Origin of the sequence: Blautia sp. AF14-40 (assembly GCF_003479665.1) — a bacterium.
In the GTDB taxonomy this organism is placed as follows: domain Bacteria; phylum Bacillota; class Clostridia; order Lachnospirales; family Lachnospiraceae; genus Fusicatenibacter; species Fusicatenibacter saccharivorans.
In genome coordinates, this window is the sequence record NZ_QUHK01000100.1 from 1 (window position 1) to 1,470 (window position 1,470).

At 36.7% G+C, this 1,470-nt stretch carries 2 protein-coding genes and 1 pseudogene; all 3 read right to left on the reverse strand.

The window, feature by feature from the left end; all coding sequences use genetic code 11:
• Positions 1 to 511: pseudogene (locus tag DWW13_RS18455) on the reverse strand (ATP-binding protein); the annotation flags it as partial.
• A gap of 393 nt (positions 512 to 904) precedes the next feature.
• Positions 905 to 1,087 (reverse strand): hypothetical protein, encoded by a 183-nt coding sequence (locus DWW13_RS18465; RefSeq protein ID WP_005428606.1) that lies wholly within the window; start codon positions 1,085 to 1,087, stop codon positions 905 to 907.
• A 97-nt stretch (positions 1,088 to 1,184) separates the two neighbouring features.
• On the reverse strand, positions 1,185 to 1,470 hold a 286-nt coding region (locus DWW13_RS18470), incomplete at its 5' end, for a YdcP family protein (protein ID WP_118720826.1).

A 1,470-nucleotide genomic window follows, 5' to 3' on the forward strand; every position in this document is an offset into this window, starting at 1 on the left:
CACTTTCCAATTTATCCTCTAACCGTAAAAGCTGGTCTTGATATTTCCCCAGCGTAATTTCACAGCGGATATGAAGCAGTCCCTTTTCCATTTGATAATAAATCTTTGGAAACCAGACGATTTTTTCCCTTGATCTGCTTTGCAGGTCAGTAAAAAAACCGCTGTCTTGTACGGTATCGGCTTCATACCACTTATTTTCCAGTACCATTCTTGCCAGCTTTTGACGGTGCAGGAGCTTCTTGAAACTGTCGTAACAGAAGCGGTAATATAGAAAAGCGACCAATGCACAAACACCCGTCGCTATCAATATGGTTATGAAGTTGTAAGGGGAGAGCGTCAAGCCGTTTTCTAACAAGCTGAAATGCTCCCAATCAGTACGCATAAGCTGTTTGATATTGAGTAGCAAAAGAACCGCCACGAATACCACCAGAAGCATCCCTATGGAAAAGTGGTAGACAAGGTGCTTGTCGCTGGCTCTGATACGGTGTCCTTTATTCCAAATCTTACGCATAAATCAATCACTCCTTTCTGGGTACGAAAAAAGCAGTCAATCCTAAGACTAACTGCTTTGTGTGTATGGATATGAAGTTTTGCAAATGGGAATTTTATATTACTTTTAATGCAATTTCTAGTATCAACGAAAAAATACAAATTGATAAAATAATGATAACTATTTCAACATTTCCTAGTGATATAAAACATTGAAAAATCAGCATAATTCCTACTAATAATATAGCTGTTCCCTCAATTCTTGAATGTAGCTTTATGTTTTTTACCCCATTATATCTTTTGATAAGGGGCAATTTACCTTTGATAATACTGAATACCCCTAAAACCACCATTATATTACCTAGTATTAGCCCTATCATATTTACCACCTTTTCTAAATCTTTAATTTTCAGTTCTATAAATCGAAATTTTCTTGTTTAAATTTATCTTTGAAAAAGCCAATTAAAATTAAAGCAATACCAAGAATTGCAACTGGTATATAAATAATATTAGGTATATGATAAACAAATCTATCAATTCCAGACATAGCAATATAAATAATTATTCCCACACAAATTAAAATGTTTTTATCTTTCATAGCTGGTCTCCTTTACACCTTATTATTTGTCCGTTTCTTCATACCCATATTATAACAGTTCCATATATCCGCTACAATGAAAATCTATTCAGTAAGCCTATTTTTTCGGCTGTCCCTGCGGTGTATGGTTCTGTGGACTGCCTGCGTTCTGATTGCCTTTATTTTTCAACACAATATCCTCTGCCTTTACATACCAGTCCACATCTGCACCCGTATAAGTCTTTCGTGATACCGTATCGGCTACTGGATTGACAAGCTCCACAACTGCATTGTACGGAAATTCCCTTAACGGTACTTCTGGCGGTACAGACACGGGGATAATTCCACCATGCAGACTGCACTTCAAATCATAGATACGCTTTTTAAGCTGGGTACTCGGTGTC

What these genes read in the sequence shown, in the direction of transcription:
- DWW13_RS18465 (WP_005428606.1), bottom strand. Translation starts at nt 1,087, where the DNA reads ATGAAAGATAAAAACATTTTAATTTGTGTGGGAATAATTATTTATATT.